The sequence below is a fragment of the Paraburkholderia phenoliruptrix genome, assembly GCF_019511605.1.
GTDB lineage: Bacteria > Pseudomonadota > Gammaproteobacteria > Burkholderiales > Burkholderiaceae > Paraburkholderia > Paraburkholderia phenoliruptrix_A.
On record NZ_JAEUAV010000028.1, the window covers coordinates 1 to 19,328 of the forward strand.

General features: G+C 60.8%; 17 protein-coding genes. All 17 read right to left on the minus strand.

Annotated elements, in window-relative coordinates; all coding sequences use genetic code 11:
- Positions 1 to 815 precede the first annotated feature (815 nt).
- The 17 genes from JNB89_RS26085 to JNB89_RS26165 all read right to left on the minus strand — a co-directional run bounded on the left by JNB89_RS26085 (position 816) and on the right by JNB89_RS26165 (position 19,145).
- Positions 816 to 2,546: an AMP-binding protein gene (locus JNB89_RS26085; protein WP_220364141.1), complete on the minus strand. Its 1,731-nt coding sequence runs from the start codon at positions 2,544 to 2,546 to the stop codon at positions 816 to 818.
- Positions 2,547 to 2,787: 241 nt separating this feature from the next.
- Positions 2,788 to 3,213: a F0F1 ATP synthase subunit epsilon gene (locus JNB89_RS26090; RefSeq protein ID WP_013340935.1), complete on the minus strand. Its 426-nt coding sequence runs from the start codon at positions 3,211 to 3,213 to the stop codon at positions 2,788 to 2,790.
- Between the two features lie 111 nt (positions 3,214 to 3,324).
- Entirely contained in the window at positions 3,325 to 4,719 is a 1,395-nt protein-coding gene (gene atpD / locus JNB89_RS26095; protein WP_013340936.1) for a F0F1 ATP synthase subunit beta, read from the minus strand.
- Between the two features lie 125 nt (positions 4,720 to 4,844).
- Entirely contained in the window at positions 4,845 to 5,729 is an 885-nt protein-coding gene (gene atpG / locus JNB89_RS26100) for a F0F1 ATP synthase subunit gamma (RefSeq protein WP_013340937.1), read from the minus strand.
- Between the two features lie 139 nt (positions 5,730 to 5,868).
- Entirely contained in the window at positions 5,869 to 7,410 is a 1,542-nt protein-coding gene (gene atpA / locus JNB89_RS26105; protein ID WP_013340938.1) for a F0F1 ATP synthase subunit alpha, read from the minus strand.
- Positions 7,411 to 7,465: 55 nt separating this feature from the next.
- Positions 7,466 to 8,005 carry a F0F1 ATP synthase subunit delta gene (locus JNB89_RS26110; protein ID WP_013340939.1) on the minus strand — a complete coding sequence of 180 codons (540 nt, stop codon included), beginning with the start codon at positions 8,003 to 8,005 and terminating at the stop codon, positions 7,466 to 7,468.
- Between the two features lie 2 nt (positions 8,006 to 8,007).
- Entirely contained in the window at positions 8,008 to 8,478 is a 471-nt protein-coding gene (locus JNB89_RS26115) for a F0F1 ATP synthase subunit B (protein ID WP_013340940.1), read from the minus strand.
- Positions 8,479 to 8,613: 135 nt separating this feature from the next.
- Positions 8,614 to 8,883: a F0F1 ATP synthase subunit C gene (gene atpE, locus JNB89_RS26120; RefSeq protein ID WP_007180033.1), complete on the minus strand. Its 270-nt coding sequence runs from the start codon at positions 8,881 to 8,883 to the stop codon at positions 8,614 to 8,616.
- An 82-nt stretch (positions 8,884 to 8,965) separates the two neighbouring features.
- Positions 8,966 to 9,817: a F0F1 ATP synthase subunit A gene (gene atpB, locus JNB89_RS26125; protein WP_015004084.1), complete on the minus strand. Its 852-nt coding sequence runs from the start codon at positions 9,815 to 9,817 to the stop codon at positions 8,966 to 8,968.
- A gap of 156 nt (positions 9,818 to 9,973) precedes the next feature.
- Positions 9,974 to 10,528 (minus strand): ATP synthase subunit I, encoded by a 555-nt coding sequence (locus tag JNB89_RS26130; RefSeq protein WP_013340942.1) that lies wholly within the window; start codon positions 10,526 to 10,528, stop codon positions 9,974 to 9,976.
- Between the two features lie 435 nt (positions 10,529 to 10,963).
- A complete protein-coding gene (locus JNB89_RS26135) occupies positions 10,964 to 11,851 on the minus strand; it encodes a ParB/RepB/Spo0J family partition protein (RefSeq protein WP_013340943.1) in 888 nt (295 codons plus the stop codon).
- An 18-nt stretch (positions 11,852 to 11,869) separates the two neighbouring features.
- A complete protein-coding gene (locus tag JNB89_RS26140; RefSeq protein ID WP_013340944.1) occupies positions 11,870 to 12,661 on the minus strand; it encodes a ParA family protein in 792 nt (263 codons plus the stop codon).
- Positions 12,662 to 12,737: 76 nt separating this feature from the next.
- On the minus strand, positions 12,738 to 13,421 hold the full coding sequence (gene rsmG, locus JNB89_RS26145) for a 16S rRNA (guanine(527)-N(7))-methyltransferase RsmG (RefSeq protein WP_220364142.1): 684 nt from the start codon (positions 13,419 to 13,421) through the stop codon (positions 12,738 to 12,740).
- On the minus strand, positions 13,418 to 15,376 hold the full coding sequence (gene mnmG / locus JNB89_RS26150) for a tRNA uridine-5-carboxymethylaminomethyl(34) synthesis enzyme MnmG (protein ID WP_220364143.1): 1,959 nt from the start codon (positions 15,374 to 15,376) through the stop codon (positions 13,418 to 13,420). Before mnmG ends, rsmG begins: the two co-directional genes overlap by 4 nt.
- Positions 15,377 to 15,539: 163 nt before the next feature.
- Positions 15,540 to 16,289, minus strand: coding sequence for an ABC transporter ATP-binding protein (locus tag JNB89_RS26155; RefSeq protein ID WP_013340947.1), 750 nt, complete (start codon positions 16,287 to 16,289; stop codon positions 15,540 to 15,542).
- 11 nt (positions 16,290 to 16,300) lie between these two features.
- Entirely contained in the window at positions 16,301 to 18,085 is a 1,785-nt protein-coding gene (locus JNB89_RS26160) for a branched-chain amino acid ABC transporter ATP-binding protein/permease (RefSeq protein ID WP_220364144.1), read from the minus strand.
- A gap of 4 nt (positions 18,086 to 18,089) precedes the next feature.
- On the minus strand, positions 18,090 to 19,145 hold the full coding sequence (locus JNB89_RS26165; RefSeq protein ID WP_220364145.1) for a branched-chain amino acid ABC transporter permease: 1,056 nt from the start codon (positions 19,143 to 19,145) through the stop codon (positions 18,090 to 18,092).
- Positions 19,146 to 19,328: the final 183 nt, after the last annotated feature.

The window sequence follows — 19,328 nt, forward strand, 5'->3', positions numbered from 1 at the left end:
GCGGTGGACGGTGGGCGGCCCACATTGTGTAACGCAGGGCTGCCCGACCTTGTCCGTGAAGCAGCGACGGTCGTTTTTGGGGCGACCAGTGAACGAGCCCCTTACAGATCTGCGAGGTGCCCGATGTATGTTGCGGTGCATCTGCCGTGCGGCATTCGCAGACGAAAAATTCTGCAGCGCCCGAGACAGTTGTAACAGCGGCGATTCGCCAGCAAAAGGATGAACACGCAACCATTTCATGCGGAATTGGCTTAACGGTTTATGCGGCGCTATGCGTCGCGAATATCATTAAACAACCGTATTAAACTGCCGGTCAGTCATAGGTAAAAATTGCTGATTTGACGCCTGTTCTACGCAATAAATCCCGCGGCGCCTTATCTGGCGGGCGTTACAACCTGAAACACTTTGTTACGGCGCTGTCTGGTTAATTCGCCCACAATGCCCTCAACGGTTTCAACACGGATGTGGCTGGGTGCGTGGTGTGAGCGGATACGATGCACTTGCCGGTCGGCGTATGCCGAAGCCCTGAGAAGGGGCATCCTTGCTGGGACCGTAGTCGACGCCGGGTCGTCGTCTCAGTCGGTTCCTACTTTGGTCTCCTCGCGCTAACCCCGTAGCGTGTGGTTTTTAGCGGGCTCCAGGCCCGCTTTTTTTTCGTCTTGCCAAACGTTTGCGCAGTGCAAGATAGCATCTTTTACCGGCCATTTGGCGGCTGTTCGGTATTGTGCCCGCGCTCGGACTCCCATCATTGGATTCAACGAAAAGGCCGCCCTGCGGCGGCCTTTTGTAGCGTCCTGGTCGCGGGTGCCATTCAATCAGGCGGTCTTCCCTTCCTGCAGCTTGAGTTCGTCGATCATGCGCTGGCGCATCACGAACTTCTGCACCTTGCCAGTCACCGTCATCGGCAGTTCGTCGACGAAGCGGATGTACTTCGGCACCTTGTAGTGCGCGATCTGGCCATGACAGAACTGCTGGATCTCCTCCGCTGTCGCGTGTTCGCCAGCATGCAGGACGACCCAGGCGCACACTTCTTCGCCGTATTTGGCGTCCGGCACGCCGAACACCTGCACGCTCTGGATTTTCGGGTGGCGGAACAGGAATTCTTCGATCTCGCGCGGGTACACATTCTCGCCGCCGCGAATCAGCATGTCCTTCAGGCGGCCGACGATATTGCAATAGCCTTCGGCGTCCAGCGTCGCAAGATCTCCGGTGTGCATCCAGCCGTCCACGACGCTCTCACGCGTTTTTTCCTCGTCGCCCCAATAGCCTTGCATGACCGAATAGCCACGCGTACAAAGCTCGCCGATTTCCCCGACGGGCACGACGTTGCCCAGAGAATCGATAATTTTCACCTCGAGATGCGGCTGAATCCGGCCCACGGTGGTGGTGCGCTTATCGAGCGGATCGGTGGTCGAACTCTGAAACGAGACCGGGCTTGTCTCAGTCATGCCGTAGGCAATCGTGATCTCACTCAGATGCATCCTGGAGACCACCTTCTTCATCGTCTCGATCGGGCACGGCGAGCCCGCCATGATGCCCGTGCGCAAGCGTGAGAGGTCGTATGAAGCAAAGTCCGGATGATCCAGTTCAGCAATGAACATGGTGGGCACGCCGTGCAAAGCGGTGCACTTCTCCTCGGCGACGGCAGCCAGGGTTGCGGCAGGGTCGAAGCCCTCGCCCGGGAACACCATGTTGGCGCCCACGGAAACGCACGCCAGCACCGCGAGCACCATGCCAAAGCAGTGATAGAGCGGCACAGGGATGCACAGCGCGTCCTGCTCGCTCAGGTTCATCGCCATCGCAATATAACGGGCGTTGTTGACCACGTTGCTGTGCGTGAGCGTCGCCCCCTTCGGGTTGCCGGTGGTGCCGCTGGTGAACTGGATATTGATCGGCTCGTGGCAGGACAACGTTGCAGCTATCGCGTCGAGCTTCGCAACGTCGAGTGTCGCGCGCCCCCGCTCGATCACGTCGGAGAAGCTCAGCATTCCCGGCGTTTCGGTGTCGCACATGCGAATAACGTGGCGCAACTCCGGCAATCTTGCCGCGTGCAGTTCGCCAGGCGCGTGCGTCGCAAGTTCGGGTGCGAGCTGCTGCAGCATTTCCAGATACATCGACGTCTTGAAACGCTCGGCCGCGACAATCGCTTTGCAGCCGACCTTGTTCAACGCGTATTCGAGTTCGGCCAGCCGATAGGCAGGGTTGATGTTCACCAGCACGGCGCCGATGCGCGCGGTCGCAAACTGGGTCAGCAGCCATTCCACACGATTGGGCGACCAGATACCCACGCGGTCGCCTTTGACGATGCCAAGCGCCAGAAAACCGGCGGCCAGCACGTCGACTTCTTCGGCGAACTCTTTCCACGTCCACCGAATGCGCTGCTCGCGGAACACCACGGCCGGGCGGTCCGGGAAGCGCCCGGCGGTCTCGCGCAAAAACTCGCCGATCGTCGCCTCGCTCAACCGAATGTCTGTCGATCCGCGGACATACGAGAGTCCGTCTTTCGGCTCGATGATTGCGCCTTCGCCCGACATTTGCGTTGCCATGGTGCTGTCTCCGTGAGCAGGATCGCCCTATTGAAATGAATTTGAAACCGATTGTGCCACCGGCGCGCGCCCGTTCGGCATCAAGTCTTACCCGCAGGGAGCCAGCGCCTCCCGCCACACGTCTCGCCGCAGTTGCACCGCCGGTTCGGCGACAGACAATCTCGCTGACCTTTCCGTAAACGTCAAGTCATAGTCAAAAAAAAGCAGCCACACGGGCCGCTTTTTCTTTGATACGTGCTGCTTAGTTTTGACTGCGCAGCTTGCGCAGACGCTGGATCGCAGCGAGTTGAGCCGTCGCATACGCCAGTTCCGCCTGAGCGGTCGCGTATTCGAGGTTTGAGCCCGTGTTCTGCAGTGCTTCTTCCGCACGCTTGCGCGCGTCTTCAGCCTTGGCTTCGTCGAGATCCTTGCCGCGAATAGCCGTGTCGGCGAGAACCGTCACAGCGCCTGGCTGGATTTCAAGTATGCCGCCGGCGACGAACACAAACTCTTCTTCGCCGTTTTCAGCCTCGATACGCACCGCGCCCGGACGGATCCGCGTGATAAGCGGCGTGTGGCCCGGCAGAATGCCGAGTTCACCCGCTTCGCCCGGCAGCGCGACGAACTTCGCCTGGCCCGAGAAGATCTGCTCTTCCGCGCTGACGACGTCTACTTTGATAGTTGCCATATGTGTCGACTCCTGTGGCGGGTTGAGCGTAGTGAAGACGCCGGCTGTGCGACAACCGCCACTCGGCAGTTATCGCGCGGACGCCGGCGCCCGCTTCGTTACACCCGACCTTTACTGGATCTTCTTGGCCTTTTCGAAGGCTTCGTCGATCGTGCCGACCATGTAGAAGGCTTGTTCCGGCAGGTGGTCGCACTCGCCTTCAACGATCATCTTGAAGCCGCGGATCGTTTCCTTCAGCGGAACGTACTTGCCCGGCGAACCCGTGAACACTTCAGCGACGTGGAACGGCTGCGACAGGAAACGCTGGATCTTACGAGCGCGCGCCACGGCGAGCTTGTCTTCCGGCGCCAGTTCGTCCATGCCCAGAATCGCAATAATGTCGCGCAATTCCTTGTAGCGCTGCAGCGTTTGCTGCACGCCGCGCGTGATCGAGTAGTGCTCTTCGCCGATCACGTTCGGATCGATCTGACGCGAGGTCGAGTCAAGCGGGTCCACGGCCGGATAGATACCCAGCGAAGCGATGTCACGCGACAACACGACGGTTGCGTCCAGGTGGCCGAAGGTCGTAGCCGGCGACGGGTCGGTCAAGTCGTCCGCAGGGACGTACACGGCCTGAACCGACGTGATCGAGCCGGTCTTGGTCGACGTAATACGTTCTTGCAGCTTGCCCATTTCTTCAGCCAACGTCGGCTGATAGCCCACTGCCGACGGCATACGGCCGAGCAGCGCCGACACTTCGGTACCGGCCAGCGTGAAACGGTAGATGTTGTCCACGAAGAACAGCACGTCGAGGCCTTCGTCACGGAAATGCTCAGCCATCGTCAGGCCGGTCAGCGCGACGCGCAGACGGTTGCCCGGCGGCTCGTTCATCTGGCCGTAGACCAGCGCGACCTTGTCCAGAACGTTCGAGTCCTTCATTTCGTGATAGAAGTCGTTCCCTTCACGGGTACGCTCGCCAACACCCGCGAACACGGAGTAACCGCCGTGCTCCTTCGCGATGTTGTTGATCAGTTCCATCATGTTCACGGTCTTGCCCACGCCTGCGCCACCGAACAGACCCACTTTGCCGCCCTTGGCGAACGGGCAGATCAGGTCGATAACCTTGATACCCGTTTCGAGCAGTTCGGTCGACGGCGACAGTTCGTCGAACGCCGGTGCCTTCTGGTGGATCGAGCGCATGTTGTCGCTTGCGATCGGGCCGGCTTCGTCGATCGGACGACCCAGCACGTCCATGATGCGGCCGAGCGTCGGCTTGCCGACGGGCACGCTGATCGGCTTGCCGGTGTTCTTGACGACCGTGCCACGGCGCAGGCCGTCCGATGCACCCAGACAGATGGTACGGACAACGCCGTCGCCCAGCTGCTGCTGGACTTCGAGGGTCAGTTCCGAACCTTCCAGAATGAGCGCGTCGTAAACTTTCGGCATGTCCGAACGCGGGAACTCCACGTCGATCACCGCGCCGATGCACTGTACGATCTTGCCTTCTACCAAAGCAGTAGTACTCATCGCTTTTCCTTTAGATACTCAATTCTTCACTCGCGCAAAGGCGCTGTTTCGATGGGATCGCCCAGACCGTTGCCTAGACGGTGCGCCACACGGGCGCACACGAAGCGGCGTGTCCGACCTGAAGGTCAGACTGCCGCCGCGCCACCGACGATTTCCGACAGTTCTTTCGTGATCGCGGCCTGACGGCTCTTGTTGTACACAAGCTGCAGTTCGTTGATGACCGACTTCGCGTTGTCCGAAGCGGCCTTCATTGCGACCATGCGGGCCGACTGCTCCGACGCCATGTTCTCCGCGACGGCCTGATAGACCAGCGCCTCGACATAACGCACCAGCAGTTCGTCCACCACTGCCTGCGCATCCGGCTCGTAGATGTAGTCCCACTGGGTGCTCGGCGTCGCGCCCTGCTCTTCCTTGCGCTCGAACTGATCTGCCGCGAGCGGCAGCAGTTGCTCGATCACCGGCTCCTGCTTCATCGTGTTGACGAAGCGCGTGTATGCGAGATACACCGCCGAAACCTTGCCTTCCGAGTACAGATCGAGTTGCACCTTCACCGCGCCGATCAGCTTTTCCAGATGCGGCGTATCGCCCAGATGCACGACATTCGATACCACCTTGGCGCGCAAGCGGTTCAGGAAACCCAGACCCTTGGTGCCGATCGCGGTCGCCTCGATCGTCTTGCCCTGTCCTTCCAGTTCCTTGAACTTCTGCAGCGCCGCCCGCAACACGTTGGTGTTCATACCACCGCACAGACCCTTGTCGGTCGTGACGAGGATGATGCCCGCCGTCTTCGCGCCTTCGTTCGACACCATGAACGGGTGACGATACTCGGGGTTCGCACGGCTCATGTGTGCAGCGATATCGCGGACCTTGTCGGCATACGGGCGAGCAGCGCGCATGCGCTCCTGAGCGCGGCGCATCTTCGATGCCGCCACCATCTCCATCGCTTTCGTGATCTTGCGCGTGTTTTGCACGCTCTTGATCTTGCCGCGAATTTCCTTCATTCCAGCCATTGCTTGCTCCTTGTCGGCCCGAGTGAGCGCCGTATTGCCTACCCGGGTCCCATGCAAAGCGATCGAAGCAGCGCGTCAGCATTCACACGCAGCGCGCGCCGCTTCGACGTCCGCTTATGCCTTGCGGATCACTTGCGGATCAATAAGCGCCGGATTTCTTGAAGTCTTTGAGGGCCGTGTGCAGCAGGCCTTCGTCGTCCTTCGAGAGTTCCTTGTTGTCTTCGACGCGCTTGACCAGGTCAGCGTGGCTCGACTTCAGGTATTCGCGCAGGCCCTTTTCGAACGGCAGAACTTGCGACACTTCCAGATCGTCGAGGTAGCCATTGTTCGCCGCGAACAGCGAGATAGCCAGTTCCCACACCTGCAGCGGCTGATATTGCGGCTGCTTCAGCAGTTCCGTCACGCGGCGGCCGCGCTCCAGTTGCTTGCGGGTGGCTTCGTCGAGGTCCGACGCGAACTGCGCGAACGCTGCGAGTTCGCGGTACTGTGCGAGGTCGGTACGGATACCGCCCGACAGCTTCTTCACGACCTTGGTCTGAGCCGCACCACCAACGCGCGACACCGACACACCGGCGTTAATTGCCGGGCGGATACCTGCGTTGAAGAGGTCGGTTTCCAGGAAGATCTGGCCGTCGGTAATCGAAATTACGTTCGTCGGCACGAATGCGGTCACGTCGCCGGCCTGCGTTTCAATGACCGGCAGTGCCGTCAGCGAACCGCTCTTGCCCTTCACCTCACCGTTGGTGAACTTCTCGACGTACTCTTCCGAGACGCGAGCAGCACGCTCCAACAGACGCGAGTGAAGATAGAACACGTCGCCCGGATACGCTTCACGACCCGGCGGACGGCGCAGCAGCAGCGAGATCTGACGGTATGCCCAAGCCTGCTTGGTCAAGTCGTCGTAAACGATCAGCGCGTCCTGGCCGCGGTCGCGAAAGTATTCGCCCATCGTGCAGCCGGCGTACGGTGCCAGGTACTGCATGGCAGCCGATTCCGAAGCGGAAGCAGCGACGACGATCGTGTATTCCAGCGCACCTGTTTCTTCCAGCTTGCGCACCACGTTCATGATCGACGAAGCCTTCTGGCCGATCGCGACGTAAATACAGAAGAGGTTCTTGCCCTTCTGGTTGATGATCGCGTCGACTGCGACTGCGGTCTTGCCGCACTGGCGGTCGCCGATGATCAGCTCACGCTGGCCACGGCCAACCGGCACCATCGCGTCGATCGACTTCAGACCGGTTTGGACCGGTTCCGAAACCGACTTACGCCAGATCACGCCCGGAGCGATCTTTTCGATTGCGTCGGTCTTCTTCGCGTTGATCGGGCCCTTGCCGTCGATCGGGTTGCCGAGTGCGTCGACCACGCGGCCGAGCAGTTCCGGGCCCACCGGCACTTCGAGAATGCGGCCCGTCGTCTTGACGATGTCGCCTTCCGAGATGTGCTCGTACTCGCCCAGAATCACGGCGCCGACGGAGTCGCGCTCGAGGTTCAGTGCGAGGCCGAACGTGTTGCCCGGAAATTCGAGCATTTCGCCCTGCATCACTTCCGACAGACCGTGAATACGCACGATACCGTCGGTCACGGAGATCACGGTGCCCTGGTTGCGAACGTCTGCGCTCGCTTCAAGGCCCTGGATCCGGCTCTTGATCAGCTCGCTGATCTCAGAGGGATTGAGTTGCATTATTCGCTCCTGATAGTCAATTCTGTTGCGTGCCAGCCGCCTGGCGCGAGGCGCTTCAGGCCGTCAGAGCCGTTTGCATGCTGGCAAGCCGCGCGCGGACCGAGGTATCGAGCACTTCGTCGCCGACCGTCACGCGCACGCCGCCGATCAGCGACGAATCGACCTCGACCGTCGGCTTCAGCTTGCGTTTGAACTTGCGTTCGAGACTTGCGACGAGGTCGTTCAACTGCGCGCCTTCGAGCGGGAATGCGCTGGTAATCAGCACATCGGCCGCCCCTTCGCGGGCGTTCTTCAACTCTTCGAACTGCGCGGCGATTTCCGGCAGCAATTGCAGGCGATGGTTGTCCACCAGCATTTGCACCAGATTCTTCGCTTGCGCGTTGTCCTTGAGCGGCGACTTGACCGCAGCCAGCAGCAGTTCGCTGACCTGGGCGCGGCTTACTTTCGGGCTCGAGGCGATCGACAGCACTTCGGGCAGACGCGCAACCTGTGCCAGCTCCTGCACGAGCGTGGACCAGGCGGCGATGTCACCAGCTTCGGCCACGCCAAACAGCGCTTCTGCGTACGGACGGGCGATGGTTGCAAGTTCGGCCATGATCAGAGCTCAGCTTTCAGTTGATTCAGCAGGTCAGCGTGCGCTGCCTGGTCGACTTCGCGCTTCAGGATCTGTTCGGCGCCCTTCACTGCGAGTGCAGCGACTTCGCCGCGCAGCGTTTCGCGCGCCTTGACCACTTGCTGCTCCGCGTCGGCCTTCGCTTGCGCGATGATGCGAGCGGCTTCAGCTTGCGCTTGAGCCTTGATTTCGTCAGCGACTGCAACAGCGCGCTTTTCTGCGTCGGCAATACGTTGCTGACCGTCGTTGCGTGCCTTGGCGAGTTCCTGGTCGACGCGCTTGTGAGCGGCTTCCAGTTCTGCCTTGCCCTTTTCGGCAGCCGACAAACCGTCAGCGATCTTCTTCGAGCGCTCGTCGAGGGCGTTGATCAGCGGCGGCCACACGAACTTCATCGTGAACCACGCGAGGATCAGGAACACGACCATTTGCGCAAACAGGGTTGCGTTGAGATTCACGGTGTTTCCTTAAACGTTGCTAGTTCGGAAAGTGAAACGGCAAGGCGCTCATCGATTCAGTGCTCGATCAGCGCCCAAGTGCCCGTTCCGCCCTGCGCCTTTAGTTATAGCTCAGGCGCAAACTTCCGAGGAACCTCAGCCTGCCAGCTTCGACAGCAGCGGGTTCGCGAACGCAAACAGCATTGCCACACCAACGCCAATCAGGAACGCCGCATCGATCAGACCAGCCAGCAGGAACATCTTGGTTTGCAGCGGGTTCATCAGTTCCGGCTGACGGGCACATGCTTCGATGTACTTGCCGCCCATCAGGCCGATACCGATACAGGCGCCGATTGCACCCAGGCCGATGATGATGCCGATACCGATGGCGGTCAGACCCTGGATGTTGGCGATGAAAGCTTGCATGATCACTCCTTTGTGAAAAGTCTTTTAGAACTGGTTGGAACTGGGATTTGAAAAACTACGATTCTTTCTACGGCAGCGCAGGTTAGTGCGTGTCGTGTGCCTGGCCGATGTACACCAGCGTCAGCATCATGAAAATGAACGCTTGCAGCAGAACGATCAGGATGTGGAAGATTGCCCACACGCTGCCCGCGATCACGTGGCCGATGAAGCCAAGCACCGTCGTGTCCGCGCCGAAGCTCCAGATGCTGCCGAGCAGGGCAATCAGCAGGAACAACAGTTCGCCCGCGTACATGTTGCCGAACAGCCGCATGCCGAGCGAGACCGTCTTCGCGACGAACTCGATGATGTTCAGTGCAAGGTTCGGGATCCACAGGAGCGGATGCGCGCCGAACGGAGCCGACAGCAGTTCGTGCACGAAGCCGCCGGCGCCTTTGATCTTGAAGTTGTAGTAAATCATCAGCGCGAACACACCGAGCGCGATGCCGATCGTGCCGTTCAGGTCGGCAGTCGGAACGATACGGTGGTGCGGGATGGCTTCGGACAGACCCAGCCAGCCAATCACGTGGCCCGGCAGGTCAACGGGGATAAAGTCGAGCGAGTTCATCAGCGCGACCCAGACGAAAACCGTCAGGGCCAGCGGTGCGATGAAAGTGCGCGTGCCGTGGATCATCGATTTCGATTGATCCTCGACCATTTCGACCAGCATTTCGATTGCGCACTGGAAACGGCCGGGCACGCCGGACGTCGCCTTGCGGGCAGCGAGATGCAGGATGATGATGGTGGCCAGACCGCAAACGATCGACCAGAAAAGGGTGTCCAGATTCCACACGTGAATGTCGAAAATCGACGTTTGGTGCGCGGTGGAAAAGTTCTGCAAGTGGTGCGCGATGTACTCGGACGGATCCATTGCGCGCGTGCCTTCGCTAGCTGCCATATCGTTAAAGCCACCCAAATTGTCGAAAATCGTCTTAGGCCGCTCCCGCCGAAATGCTCTATTGCGGGAACGCGCCGGGTGCGGATCGTGTCGTATCCGCACGCTCTAGCCGACGCCATGCGCCGGCTTTGAATCTTTGCTGTTACCTGTTGCTTCCTAGCGCCATGCCAAGGCAATCCAGTACGTCTTGAGCGCGATGAGATAAGTCACGAGCAGCGGAACCCAGCGTACCTCGTGATACCAGAAGGCGATGGCTACAAACATCGCGATCGTCGCCCCCATCTTCAGCGCTTCGCCCAGCACCCAGCTCATTACTGTCTCGGCACCGCTCAGCGTTCTCAGTCGCGCCGCGAACAATGCGCCCGGCACCCAGCAGATCGCTCCCCCCAGGAACGCGGACAGCGCAGCAGCGCCCGGTGGCTCGTAGAACAGCCACCACACCAACGTCGCAACCAGGGACAAAACCATTTGCGCTGCCACGACCTTGAAAGGAGTGACGCGCGATGGACGACTCACGTTCGGGCCAAAAAGCTTCTCTGCCTCGGCCCGGGTAAGCGGAACGATATTGTTATCCTGCTCGGCCTCCCACGAGTCCTCGCGCGCGACTGACTGAGCGGTGGGCGAATTCGGAACGGTGCGCCGATTGCGGCTCGCGTCGCGCCCATTGTCGCGCCCATTTTCCGGCGCTTGATTTGACGCTTTGACCGCCATCGCAGTGTTCCGAAAGTGCCGTTCCGATCAGCGAGCTTTCGCTGCGCTTACGGGGTTGCCGTGCAATTAAATCCGGGCGATTGTAAGCGATAGTTGCAGGCAATTCAAGACTTTAGGCCGTTCAATAAACAGTGCGAAATGACGCCTCGCAATGTGGAAAAAGCCGCATGGCAGCGCGCAGCACGCCAAATGTAAGGCTGTCGGGCGCAGGCAAAACCTGTACGCATTCTGGCAAGTTTCGGCCCCGCACTGCTGGGTAAAAAGCGCTGCAGCAGACGTCTCGAAAATGCAACAAATGCCGACTGGCGATTTACTTGAGCGGCGCGGACTGGTTGTGTTCGAGCCGAAGTTAGTTAGGAATCCGAGCCAAATCAGAGCAGTGTCGGCGCTTTGTCGACACTGCAACCTGGATGAGTCTGTATGCAGCGTTCCGCTCTAGGCAGTGGCATTCCCGCGCAAGCGCACCAGAATGCCTTCCAGAGCATCCAGATCGCCGAAGTCCACTAGCACCTGGCCGCGGCCGCGTCGGCCGAGCTTGATCTTGACAGTCGCGGCGAGCAGATCGGACAGCTCTTCCTCGAGGCGCCGCGTGTCCCGCCCACCGTCCGGATTCGCGCGCGCCTTCACCGCCGGTGCCGCCTTCGCGGTTGCCGTCACCAGTTTTTCGGTTTCGCGCACCGACATCCGCTTGTTGACGACCTGATTCGCCAGCGTGATCTGCGTCGCGGAATCGACTGCAAGCAACGCACGCGCGTGCCCCATGTCCAGATCGCCAGCGAGCAGCATGGTCTGGACCGGCGGCGCAAGGTTCAGCAGACGCAGCAGATTCGAGACGGCGCTGCGCGAGCGGCCGACAGACTCTGCCGCCTGTTCGTGCGTGAAATTGAATTCGTCGAGCAAACGCTGAATGCCCTGAGCCTCTTCCAGCGGGTTCAGATCTTCGCGCTGAATGTTCTCGATCAGCGCCATCGCTGCCGCAGCCTGGTCGGGTACGTCCTTGACCAGCACCGGCACTTCCTCGAGACCCGCGAGGCGCGCTGCGCGAAAACGCCGCTCGCCCGCGATAATTTCGTACTTGTCCGCAGATACCGGCCGTACCAGGATGGGTTGCATCAGTCCTTGGGCGCGGATGCTGGCCGCCAACTCCTGCAGCGCTCCCTCGTCCATCCGCGTGCGCGGCTGATATTTGCCGGCCTGCATCTTCGACAGAGGCAGCACGTTCGGCGCGCCTTCTATCGCCACCGCCTCCGTGATGTCGGCGCTGCCGCCAAGCAGTGCTTCCAAGCCGCGGCCCAATCCCTTCTTTCTTGCTACTGCGTTCATTGTGCTTCCTTGATCCACTTAGGATGCCTGGGGCGCGTCATTCAGTGCGCGCACCCGCTCAATCATTTCTGCGCCGAACTGCACATAAGCCTGCGCGCCGCGCGAGGCCCTGTCGAATACCACGCCGGGCAAACCGTAGCTGGGCGCCTCGGCAAGGCGCACGTTACGCGGAATCACTGCGTCGAACACCTTGTCGCCGAAATGCTCTTTCAACTGATCCGAGACCTGCTGCTGCAAGGTAATGCGCGGGTCGAACATGACACGCAACAAACCGATCACTTTCAGATCACGATTCAGGTTCGCGTGGACCTGCTTGATCGTATTGACGAGATCCGACAGCCCTTCGAGCGCGAAGTACTCGCACTGCATCGGAATGACGACGCCATGGGCGGCGCAAAGACCGTTCAGCGTTAGCAGCGACAAGGCCGGCGGACAATCGATCAGCACGAAGTCGTACTCGCCTTCCACGGCGGCAAGCGCCGCCTTCAACTGACGCTCGCGGTTCTGCACGCTGACGAGTTCCACCTCGGCACCGGCGAGTTCGCGGTTAGCAGGGAGCACGTCATAGTCGACGGCTTCAGGACGCATACGCGCCTCAGCTACGGAAACGCCATCCACCAGCACTTCGTAGACGGTGTTCGCGCACGCCGCCTTGTCGATGCCGCTGCCCATTGTGGCGTTGCCCTGGGGGTCCAGATCGATGAGAAGGACCCGCTGCCCCTGCGCTGCCAGGCTGGCCGCCAGATTGACTGTCGTCGTCGTCTTGCCGACGCCGCCTTTCTGGTTCGCAACGCAGAAGATTTTTGCCATCGTTGGAGTGTCCCTTTTTGCTGCTTGAATGTGATTGTCTCTATGCGATTACGCGATCAACGTGAAGAGTGGTCGCCTAGCGCGCTTCGTCGACAAGTACCGTGACCAGGTGCCGCTCGGCGTCGAGGAACGGCACCGCGAGCCGCACCGTCTGTTCCACGTGGGCGCCGGCTGGCAGGCGCGCTATTTCATCGTCCGGACGCACGCCCTTCATCGCGAGAATGGCGCCATGGCGCGCGACCAGATGACGGGCCAGTGTAACGAAATCGGCGAGCTCTGCGAATGCTCGCGAGACGATTACGTCGAACTTTGCCGGCACTTCGGCGCCGGCTTGCAGCGTCTCCACACGACCCGTCACCACCGAAAGGTTGCTCAGCCCTAGCTCGGCCTTCGCCTGTGCCTGAAAGGCCGTTTTCTTGTGAACAATGTCGTTCACCGTGACGCGCCAGTCCGGCTTGACGATCGCCAGCACGATGCCCGGCAGTCCACCGCCAGATCCCACGTCGAGCACGGAGCCCGGCTTGCGCTGCGACAAGTGCGGCACGATCGAAAGCGAGTCCAGGATGTGCTGGATCAGCATCTGCCGCGAATCACGGATCGCGGTCAGGTTGTACACTGCGTTCCACTTAGCCAGCAAGGCGACGTACTCGAGAAGCTTGGCCCGTTGCGTGTCGTCGAGATCGAGGCCCAACTCAGCCACGCCGTCGGCCAGAACCGGAGCCAGCGCTTCACGGCCGCTTCCATTTTGCTTCGAGGTCATTGGGTCACCGGTGCAGTGTCGGCACCGGGCTCGGCCGGCTTAGTCGCGCGGCGACCCAGCCCGCGCTTCAAGTGCACCATCAGCAAAGAGATGGCCGCTGGCGTGATCCCCGAAATACGCGACGCCTGGCCGATGGTCTCAGGACGGAACTGCGTCAACTTCTGGCGAGCCTCGAACGAGAGGCCCCTTACCTCGGCGTAGTCCAAGCCTTCCGGCAGCCGCGTGCTCTCATGCGCCTCGTTCCGCTCGATCTCGCCTGCCTGGCGGTCGATATAGCCTTGGTACTTGATTCCGATTTCGATCTGCTCCTTGATCTGCGCCAGCAGGACTTCGTCTTCTGCCAACGGGCCCGGTGCAGCGCAAGTGCCTTCGCGAAGCGCGCAGACGCCGTCGTAGCTGACGCCCGGGCGGCGTAGCAACTCCGCCAAGCTATATTCATGATCAATCGGTTTGCCGAGCAACGCGGTTGCTTCATCAGCCGATAGGGTCTTCGGATTCACCCACGTCGTCCGCAGCCGTTCGGTTTCACGTGAAACAGCGTCGCGCTTGCGGCTGAACGCATCCCAACGAGCGTCGTCGACAACCCCCAGCTCGCGGCCGATCTCCGTCAACCGCATATCGGCGTTGTCCTCACGCAGACTGAGACGATATTCCGCACGACTCGTGAACATGCGATACGGCTCTGAGACGCCCCGGGTCACCAGATCGTCGACCAGCACACCAAGATACGCCTGGTCGCGACGCGGGCACCATGCATCCCTGCCCTGCACGAACAACCCGGCGTTGATGCCGGCCAGCAGCCCTTGCGCCGCTGCTTCCTCGTAGCCCGTCGTACCGTTGATCTGGCCCGCGAAGAACAAGCCGTTGATGACCTTCGTCTCCAGTGACGCCTTCAGGCCCCGCGGATCAAAATAATCGTACTCGATCGCATATCCGGGCCGCAGAATGTGAGCATGCTCCAGCCCACGCATCGACCGCACGAGTTCGAGCTGCACATCGAACGGCAAGCTTGTGGATATGCCATTCGGGTAAAACTCGTTGGTCGTCAGCCCTTCCGGCTCCAGGAAGATCTGGTGTGATTCCTTTGTCGCAAAGCGGTGAATCTTGTCTTCAATGGACGGGCAATACCGCGGCCCCACGCCCTCGATCACGCCGGTGTACATCGGCGAGCGATCGAGTCCGCCGCGAATGATCTCGTGGGTGCGCTCATTAGTGTGGGTAACCCAGCACGGCACTTGTCGTGGATGCTGCTCAGCGCGGCCCAGAAACGAAAACACAGGCACCGGATCCAGGTCGCCCGGCTGCTCTTCCAGTTGCGAAAAATCTATCGTGCGACCGTCGATACGGGGCGGCGTCCCAGTCTTCAGACGACCCTGCGGCAGCTTCAATTCCTTTAGACGAGCCGACAACGACACGGCCGCGGGATCGCCTGCGCGGCCACCCGTGTAATTATTCAGGCCGACGTGGATCTTGCCGTCGAGGAACGTGCCGGCCGTCAGCACGACTGCGCGCGAGCGGAAGCGAATTCCTACTTGGGTCACTGCCCCGACTACACGGTCGCCTTCGACCATCAAATCGTCGACGGCCTGCTGAAACAGCCACAAGTTCGGCTGATTCTCCAGCCGATGACGGATCGCCTGCTTGTAGAGCAACCGATCGGCCTGCGCGCGCGTGGCGCGCACTGCCGGCCCCTTCGACGAATTGAGGATGCGAAATTGAATACCGCCCTCGTCCGTCGCAGCGGCCATAGCACCGCCCAGCGAGTCGACTTCCTTAACCAGATGACCCTTGCCAATGCCGCCGATCGACGGGTTGCAACTCATCTGACCGAGCGTTTCTATGTTGTGAGTCAGCAGGAGCGTCTTATTGCCCATGCGCGCGGAGGCCAAAGCGGCCTCGGTGCCGGCATGCCCTCCGCCGACAACGATTACGTCAAATTCTGTGGGAAAAAGCATCGCGGATCTCACGCCAGATCATCGCGTGAGCCTTCAAAGGAAAATGTATGGGCGAATTATAACGGGTTCGGTTTTGGCACGAATTCGGCCGAATGGCCAAGCATGAAAAAAGCGGCGTGTTTCACGTGAAACACGCCGCTTGGAAGGCCGGAGTCCGACTAGGTCAGGCTGCTTTCTTTGCCAGCCCCAGATACGTCTCGATGACTCGCGGATTCTTCGCCAGATCCGCAGCTGGACCTTCCAGCGCTAGTTCCCCGGTTTCGAGGACGTAACCATAGTCCGAAATCTGCAGCGCAGCGCGCGCATTCTGTTCGATGAGCAGCGTGGCAACCCCCGTCTGACGCAGCGCACTGATGATATGGAAAATCTCCTTCACGATCAGCGGCGCGAGGCCCAAGCTCGGCTCGTCCAGCATCAGAAGATCGGGCTTGCCCATCAACGCGCGGCCGACGGCAAGCATTTGTCGCTCGCCACCAGATAGTGTCCCGGCGGCCTGCTTGCGGCGTTCCTTCAAACGCGGAAAGAGCTCGAATACCGGTTCGATCTGGTCGAGGAAATTGCGCTCGCCGGCGCGCTTGCGCCGGTATGCACCGAGGACCAGGTTGTCCTCCACTGTCATCGACGCGAAGAGCTCCCGCTTCTCCGGCACGAGGCACATGCCGCGCGCCACGCGCTTTTCGACGGGTACGGCGCTCACATCCTCACCCTGATACATAACAGCGCCCTTCGCGTGTCCGGTGGGCGGCAAGGCGCCCATGATCGCGTTCAGGAGCGTCGATTTGCCCGCGCCATTGGGGCCGATGACTGACACGATCTGTCCCGCCCGCACCTTGATCGCCGCGCCGTGCAGCGCCTCAACCTTGCCATAGCGCACGGAAAGACCGTTTACATCGAGAATGGGCGCTGCATTCATGTTGTTCTCCATTACTCCACCCCGCCGAGATACGCCTCGAGCACCGCCGGGTCCTGCTGCACTTCCTGCGGCAGACCTTCGGCGATACGCGTGCCGAACTCCATCACGACCAGCCGGTCGGTCAGGTTCATCACAAAGTCCATGTCGTGCTCGACCAGCAGTACGCTCATTCCTTCTGCCTTCAGCCGGCGCAGCAGATCCGCTAACTGCAACTTCTCCTGATACCGCAAGCCGGCCGCCGGTTCGTCCAGCAACAGCAAGGTGGGGTCGCAGCAGAGCGCCCGAGCGATTTCCAGAATCCGCTGCTGGCCCAATGCGAGGCTGCCAGCCTCGTCGTACATATGCTGCTCGAGTCCGACGCGGCGAATCTGGCGTGCGGCTTCGGCCATCAGCCGCGCTTCCTCCGCGCTGTTAAGACGCGCAACGCTGCGCCAGACACCTGCATGTCCACGCAGATGCGCGCCGATCGCCACATTCTCCAGCACCGTCATGCCCGGCAGCAGCTTGACGTGCTGGAACGTGCGGCCGATTCCCCGCTTGACGATTTCACGTGAACTGAGCGCATCGATCCGCTCGCCGCGGAACGTAATCTCACCGCTCGTCGCCTGCAGCACGCCGGTTACCAGATTGAAGGTAGTGGACTTGCCCGCGCCGTTCGGGCCGATGAGGCCGATAATCTGCCCCGCCTTCACGTCGAAGCTCACATCGTTGACTGCAACGAGACCACCGAACTGCTTGCGGGCCTTGTTCACCGTCAACAGGTTCTCCCCGGCTGTCGGTTTGCTGCGCTGCGGCAGCGGCTCCGCGTGTTCAGGCAGACGCGCGCGCGGGCCGCGCGGAAAGAAACGGGCGACGAACGGCCAGACGCCTTGCCGTGCGTACTGCAGCAACAGCACCATCAAAATGCCGAAGACGATCACTTCGAAATTCCCGTTCTCGCCCAGCAGCTTGGGCAGCAGTGTTTGCAGATAGTCCTGCAGCACAGTCAGGATCGCCGCGCCAAGCACCGCGCCCCACACGTGAGACACACCGCCCACCACTGCCATGAACAGGAACTCGATGCCGTGGTTCAGACCGAACGGCGTGGGATTCACAGCCCGTTGCAGATGCGCATACAGAAAGCCGGACACGGACGCCAGCACCGCCGCGTACACGAAGATAACCACGCGCATCCATGCCGTATTCACGCCCATTGCCTCGGCCATCATGCCGCCTCCGCGCAGCGCACGAATTGCCCGCCCCGGGCGGCTGTTAAGCAGGTTCTGAACAGACACCACTGCACCCAGCACGACCAGCCAGATCAGGTAATAAATGTGACGGCCCGATTCCAGGTCGATGCCAAAAACATTCAGCACTGGAATGCCGTTGATGCCGTCGTACTTGCCGAGCATCTCAAGGTTACCGAACAGGTAAAAGAGCGAGAGTCCCCACGCAATAGTGCCAAGCGGCAGGAAGTGGCCAGACAGACGCATTGTCACCAGGCCAAGAACCAGCGCGATCAACGCCGTCAGCAACACGCCGGCGATCAGCGCAAACCACGGCGAGACGCCAAAGCGCGTGGTGAGGTACGCGGTCGCATACGCTCCGATGCCGACAAACGCCGCCTGCCCGAAACTCGTCATTCCACCGATCCCGGTGAGCAGCACAAGCCCTATGGCGACGATCGCATACAGCCCGATGTAGTTGAGCAGCGTCACCCAGTACTCAGGCACATGAATCGGCTGCGGCAGCACTGGCAGCGCAAACAGCACCACGAGGAAGAGCCAGAAGAACTTGTTTGTCATGATCCGTTTCATCGCGTCACTCCTCTTCCTCTTCAGCGTGCGGGCTGGCCAGACTGCGCCAGAGCAGCACCGGAATAATCAGCGTGAACACGATCACTTCCTTATAAGCGCTCGCCCAGAACGACGAATACGATTCCAGCAGCCCGACCAGAACGGAGCCGGCCGCCGCCAGCGGATAGCTGACGAGTCCACCGATAATCGCCCCGACAAAGCCCTTCAGACCGATCAGGAAGCCCGAGTCGTAGTAGATGGTGGTCAACGGCGCCACGAGGATGCCGCACAGCGCGCCAAGCCCCGCTGCGAGCGTGAAGGCGAGGCGCCCTGCTTGCGTCGTGCCGATCCCGACAAGCCGCGCGCCGAGCCGGTTGACCGAAGTCGCGCGCAACGCCTTGCCGGAGATCGAACGATCAAAGTACAGATAGAGCGCGCCGATCAGCACTACCGCCGTGCCGACCACCCACAGGCTTTGTCCGGAAATCGACAGGCTGCCCAGGCTGAACGTCGCGTCCGAAAACGCCGTGGTGCGCGAGCCTTCCGCACCGAACATCACGAGACCGAGGCCGACCATCGCAAAGTGCACGGCTACCGCCACGATCAGCAAAAGCAATGTGGTGGCCTCCGCGATCGGCTCGTATGCGAGCCGGTACACGAACGGGCCCATCGGAATCACGATCAGCAGCGTCAACGCGATCTGCGCGATCATCGGCAAAGGCTGCAGGAAAACGCCCTGGGTCAGCGCATACACGGCCACGGGGAACAGCAGATACTTGCCGGCCAGCACAGCGAGCGTACGCGCGGCATGTCGGCGCCGCTCCGCGTGCCGCGCAAGCCCCGCTATTTCGACGACGAAGCAGGCCGCGCCCATCGCCATCAGCAGCCAGCAGGTGGCCGGAAATTTTTGTGTTTGCAGCGCGGCGAGCGTGAGCGCGCCGTACGAAACAAACTCGCCCTGCGGAATGAAGATCACCCGCGTCACGGAAAACACCAGCACCAGCGCGAGCGCGAGCAACGCGTAGATCGCGCCCGTGGTAATGCCGTCCTGCGCGAGGATCGCCGCAATTGATAGATCCATACTTCCTCGTCCTGAAGCGTCGAAATCGAAACTGGGAACAGTCGTGTCGGCACGCGGCCGTCCACGAAACTGCGGTGCTGAAAGACAACCGCCGCGCCGGAGCACGGCGCGGCGGTGGGTGCCATTGTCGTCGAACAGAATGGCAGTGCGGCGTCATGTGCCGCAATTCACGAGAGGCGCGTA

Excerpts from the sequence above, each read along its gene's own strand:
- atpG (WP_013340937.1), bottom strand. The coding sequence starts at position 5,729 with ATGGCTGGAATGAAGGAAATTCGCGGCAAGATCAAGAGCGTGCAAAAC.
- JNB89_RS26130 (WP_013340942.1), bottom strand. The coding sequence starts at position 10,528 with ATGGCGGTCAAAGCGTCAAATCAAGCGCCGGAAAATGGGCGCGACAAT.
- JNB89_RS26085 (WP_220364141.1), bottom strand. The coding sequence starts at position 2,546 with ATGGCAACGCAAATGTCGGGCGAAGGCGCAATCATCGAGCCGAAAGAC.
- atpB (WP_015004084.1), bottom strand. The coding sequence starts at position 9,817 with ATGGCAGCTAGCGAAGGCACGCGCGCAATGGATCCGTCCGAGTACATC.
- JNB89_RS26110 (WP_013340939.1), bottom strand. The coding sequence starts at position 8,005 with ATGGCCGAACTTGCAACCATCGCCCGTCCGTACGCAGAAGCGCTGTTT.
- JNB89_RS26155 (WP_013340947.1), bottom strand. The coding sequence starts at position 16,289 with ATGAATGCAGCGCCCATTCTCGATGTAAACGGTCTTTCCGTGCGCTAT.
- JNB89_RS26135 (WP_013340943.1), bottom strand. The coding sequence starts at position 11,851 with ATGAACGCAGTAGCAAGAAAGAAGGGATTGGGCCGCGGCTTGGAAGCA.
- mnmG (WP_220364143.1), bottom strand. The coding sequence starts at position 15,376 with ATGCTTTTTCCCACAGAATTTGACGTAATCGTTGTCGGCGGAGGGCAT.
- atpD (WP_013340936.1), bottom strand. The coding sequence starts at position 4,719 with ATGAGTACTACTGCTTTGGTAGAAGGCAAGATCGTACAGTGCATCGGC.
- JNB89_RS26090 (WP_013340935.1), bottom strand. The coding sequence starts at position 3,213 with ATGGCAACTATCAAAGTAGACGTCGTCAGCGCGGAAGAGCAGATCTTC.
- atpE (WP_007180033.1), bottom strand. The coding sequence starts at position 8,883 with ATGCAAGCTTTCATCGCCAACATCCAGGGTCTGACCGCCATCGGTATC.
- JNB89_RS26160 (WP_220364144.1), bottom strand. The coding sequence starts at position 18,085 with ATGAAACGGATCATGACAAACAAGTTCTTCTGGCTCTTCCTCGTGGTG.
- JNB89_RS26165 (WP_220364145.1), bottom strand. The coding sequence starts at position 19,145 with ATGGATCTATCAATTGCGGCGATCCTCGCGCAGGACGGCATTACCACG.
- rsmG (WP_220364142.1), bottom strand. The coding sequence starts at position 13,421 with ATGACCTCGAAGCAAAATGGAAGCGGCCGTGAAGCGCTGGCTCCGGTT.
- atpA (WP_013340938.1), bottom strand. The coding sequence starts at position 7,410 with ATGCAACTCAATCCCTCTGAGATCAGCGAGCTGATCAAGAGCCGGATC.
- JNB89_RS26140 (WP_013340944.1), bottom strand. The coding sequence starts at position 12,661 with ATGGCAAAAATCTTCTGCGTTGCGAACCAGAAAGGCGGCGTCGGCAAG.